We start from the raw sequence: 3,781 nt of genomic DNA, 5'->3' as shown, positions 1-3,781 counted from the left end.
GGCCCGCCGTGACCGGCAGCAGGGTCAGGTACGGCGCGACGAAGGCCCACTCCTCGTCGCTGACATCACTGGGGTACGCTTTGCGATTCGACATCCTGTCGAATACCGCTCAGCTCCCCTGCGGTTCATAACACCCTCTGAGAGCCGCCACCCTCTCCCAAGTTTGGGAGAGGGGATGAACTGCCCGGAGCCGTCAGCCCTCCCCAGAATTGGGGGAGGGTGGCGAGCCTAAGCGAGCCGGGTGGGGGCCCTCGCGTGAGGGGTGCGAGCCCGTCAGGCGCTCTGGTTGAACTCGTCGCCGTGGCCCTCCCCGCCCTCGGGGCGGACGGTCAGGTTGTTGACGACGCCGCGCACGCCGTCCGTCTCCCAGGCGTCGTCCCAGGCGTAGCGCGCCTCCAGGAAGTCGTTCACCTCGCCGCGGAGGGTCACCACGCCCTGCTCCACGTCCACGTCGATCTCGTCGGCGCGGAGCCAGCTGTCCTGGTGCAGGCGCTGCTGCACCTCGCGGCGGATCTCGTCGTCGCTCAGGCGCTCCTCGCGCGGGACCACGTACTCGCCCGGGCGCTCCCACCGGTTCTGGTGGTAGGTGGAGGGCGTCTCGTACTCGGGGTGGCGCAGGTAGGCGGCCTCGGGCATGAAGGGCTCGCGGGCGAAGTCGCCGCCGTAGCCCCGGTGCCGCTGCACCCGCTCGGAGATGGGCCCGCGGTCGTACCCCCGGGTATAGCCGCCCTGGTACTCCGCGTCGTACCGCTGCGGATACCAGCGCCGGCCCACGTTGGGACGCTGCATCCCGCCGCCGCCCCGGCCGCCGTATTCCGTCCCCTCGCGCCCGGCCCCGGGATACCCGCCGAAGCCCGGATAGTCGCCGCCGTACACGCCCCGGGCGTAGTCGCCCTCCCCCGGCTCCCAGTGGCGGCGGGTCCCCGTCCCGGAGAAGCGCCCCGCCCCCCCGTACGAGCCGCCCCATCCGCCTCTCGGCCAGACCTCGCCGCCGAGCGCATCGAAGTCGGTGTGCGGGATCTCCGCGTCCCCGCGCCCCCAGATGCGCGGGCGGCGTGCGCCCATGCCGAGCTGGTAGTTCCGGTCGTATCGCGCCATGCAGTCCTCCGTCGTTGCGGTGAACGGGCCCGCGGCTCGCGCCGGCGCACGGGGCCCGGGCGGTCCGGGGCGCGCAAGTCCCGTTCCGGCTGCGGGATCGCGCTTGATCGCCCGCGGGCGGGGGCGTAGCTTGCCCGGCGCCCTTCTCCCCGCGACCCAGGCGACCCGTGGCACACCCCCCGGCTCGGCGCTCCCCTCCCGCCCCCCTCCCTCCTTTCGCCGCCGTGCTGGCCGGCGGCGAGAGCCGGCGCTTCGGATCGCCCAAGGCGCTCGCGCGCGTCGGCGGCGCCCGCGTCATCGACCGCGTGGCCGCGGCGGCGCGCGACGCGCTGGGAGAGGTGGTGCTGATCGCCAACCAGCCGGAGATGTTCTACCTCCTCGACCTGCCGGTGCGGCCGGACGCCGTCCCCGGCGCGGGGGCGCTGGGCGGAGTCCACGCGGCGCTCCGCTGGGCCGCGGACGAGGGGCGGGCCGGCGCCCTCTGCATTGCCTGCGACATGCCCTTCCTCGCGCCGGGGCTGCTGCGCCGGCTCGCGGACCGGGCGGCGGAGGGCAGCGCGGACGCCGTCGTTCCGGAGAGCACCGGCAGGCGCGGCATCGAGCCGCTGTGCGCCTTCTATTCCGTGACCTGCCTCGCCGAGGCGGAGCGGATGCTGCGTGACGGCGAGCGGCGGCTGGTGGACCTGCTGGAGCGGGTTCGGACGGTGCGCCTCCCCCTGCAGGAGGTGCGGCTGTGGGGGGAGCCGGAGGTGTTGTTCCTGAACGTGAACACGCCCGCGGACCACACCCGGGCAGAGGAGATCGCCCGGAGCGGGAAGGAGCACGATGCGATGCGCTGAGCCACGGAGGGGACGATGAGCCGCGGACGCACGGCCGACTGGGTATCGGTCCAGGAGGCGCGGGGCACGATCCTGCGCCTGGTGGCGCCGCTCGCGCCGGAGCGGCGGGCGCTGCTGAACGCGCTGGGCTCCGTGCTGGCGGAGGACGTGGCATCCCCCGTGGACCTCCCGCCGTGGGACAACAGCGCCATGGACGGGTTCGCGGTCCGGAGCGCGGACGTGCTCGGGGCCTCGCCGGAGGCACCGCGAGTGCTGCGCGTGGTGGACGACGTGCCGGCGGGAAGCTTCCCCTCGCGCCCGGTAGGCCCCGGAGAGGCCATCCGGGTGATGACCGGGGCTCCGTTCCCCGAGGGGGCGGACGGGGTCGTGCGGGTGGAGCACACGGACGGCGCCGCCGCGGTCGGCACGCCGGAGGGCCGCGTGGAGGTGCGGTCGGACGCGGACGCGGGGAAGAACGTCCGCCGCCGGGGGGAGGACGTCCGGCGAGGCGAGGTGGTGCTCCGCGCCGGGACGCCCCTTCGCGCGGCGGAGCTCGGGGTGGCCGCATCGCTCGGGCGGGCGGAGCTGCCGGTGGTGCGGCGGCCACGGGTGGCCGTGCTCGCCTCGGGCGACGAGCTGGTGGAGGTGGAAGGGTTCGCGGAGGTGCTGGCCGGGCGCAGGATCGTCTCCTCCAATAGCTACGCGCTGGCGGCGCAGCTCGCGGAATCGGGGATTGAGGCGCAGGTGCTGGGGATCGCCGCGGACACCCCGGAGAGCCTGCGCGAGCGGCTGGAGGACGCCCGCGGGTGCGACGCGCTGGTGACCACCGCCGGAATCAGCGTCGGCGAGCACGACCACGTCCGCGCCGTCATGGAGGCGCTGGAAACGGAGGTGAGCTTCTGGCGGGTGCGGGCGCGGCCGGGATCGGCGTTCGCGTTCGGGCGGGTGGCGGGGCTGGGCGGGATCCCCTGGTTCGGGCTCCCCGGCAACCCGGTCTCCACGATGGTGACCTTCGAGGTGCTGGTCCGCCCCGCCCTGCTACGGATGTGCGGACGGCGCGCGGTCTTCCCCCCGACCGAGCCGGCGCGGCTGCGCGACCCGGTCTCCATGCAGCCGGGACTGACGCACTTCCTGCGCGTCCGCCTGGACCGTGCCGACGGCCACCTGTCCGCTTCGCTGACCGGCTCCCAGAGCTCCGGGGTGCTGACCTCCATGGCCGCGGCGGACGGGCTGCTGGTGGTGCCGGAGTCCGGCGGCGACTTCGGAGCCGGAGACACGCTATCGGTGATCGTTCTCGGCGGGGCGCCGCTGCGGGAGGAGGCGGGTTACTGATTGGTGCCCTCGTCAGAGGCGCGACTCCGTCCGCAGTCAGGCTGCGGAGCGGGAGCGATCCTTGATGATTCCCACGAGCGCCCGCAGCGCTTGGTTTACAGCTGCGGCATCGGGAAATACCTCGGCCACATCAGGGTCGAGGGGGACCAGGTTGGTGCCCCGCGCGTAGCGCTCCGCGAACTTTCCCCGCTCGCCGCGCTGCAGTTCCTCGGCCGTGAAATCGTACTCCTCGCGCAGTTCGTCAGCTTCGGGTCTGGCGCTCATACGTCCTCCTCTCTCGTGAAGTCATCAGCCGCGCGCTGATGATGCGCACGGTGTCGCCGCGCTCGGTGAGAGCAACGACGAGATAGCGGCCAGCGGTAGATTGGCCCAGCAGCAGAAGCCGTTCCTCCTCTAAAAGGCTGTTGAAGAAGGGGGCCTTCGGAGGCGGCACCGAGTCGACGGCAGGATTGGCCGTGGAGAGGGCACGCAGCGGCGGCTCCGCGGGAGGCGTAACAGAGGAGGCAAGGCTGGTACGGAGCACAGGCGGGATG

The 3,781-nt window shown here is 73.5% G+C and carries 6 protein-coding genes; 2 read left to right on the top strand and 4 right to left on the bottom strand.

All coding sequences use genetic code 11. From position 1 onward, the window contains the following. The coding region (locus VGR37_00965; GenBank protein ID HEV2145965.1) for an IS5/IS1182 family transposase at positions 1–94 on the bottom strand (94 nt) is incomplete at its 3' end. 179 nt (positions 95–273) lie between these two features. After that, a complete protein-coding gene (locus tag VGR37_00960; protein HEV2145964.1) occupies positions 274–1,098 on the bottom strand; it encodes a BON domain-containing protein in 825 nt (274 codons plus the stop codon). A 167-nt stretch (positions 1,099–1,265) separates the two neighbouring features. Between VGR37_00960 and VGR37_00955 the strand changes: the two genes are divergently transcribed. Continuing rightward, entirely contained in the window at positions 1,266–1,937 is a 672-nt protein-coding gene (locus tag VGR37_00955) for a molybdenum cofactor guanylyltransferase (protein HEV2145963.1), read from the top strand. Positions 1,938–1,952: 15 nt separating this feature from the next. Beyond that, entirely contained in the window at positions 1,953–3,248 is a 1,296-nt protein-coding gene (gene glp, locus VGR37_00950) for a gephyrin-like molybdotransferase Glp (protein HEV2145962.1), read from the top strand. 36 nt (positions 3,249–3,284) lie between these two features. On the opposite strand, the gene VGR37_00945 is transcribed toward glp, so the two are convergent. Then, positions 3,285–3,512: a hypothetical protein gene (locus VGR37_00945; GenBank protein ID HEV2145961.1), complete on the bottom strand. Its 228-nt coding sequence runs from the start codon at positions 3,510–3,512 to the stop codon at positions 3,285–3,287. Then, on the bottom strand, positions 3,490–3,781 hold a 292-nt coding region (locus VGR37_00940), incomplete at its 5' end, for a BrnT family toxin (protein ID HEV2145960.1). The genes VGR37_00945 and VGR37_00940, both read right to left, overlap by 23 nt.

The sequence above is a fragment of the Longimicrobiaceae bacterium genome (genome assembly GCA_035936415.1).
Classification (GTDB): Bacteria; Gemmatimonadota; Gemmatimonadetes; order Longimicrobiales; family Longimicrobiaceae; genus JAFAYN01.
Note: the sequence above shows the minus strand (reverse complement) of the source record. Positions and strands in the feature narration are given on the sequence as shown.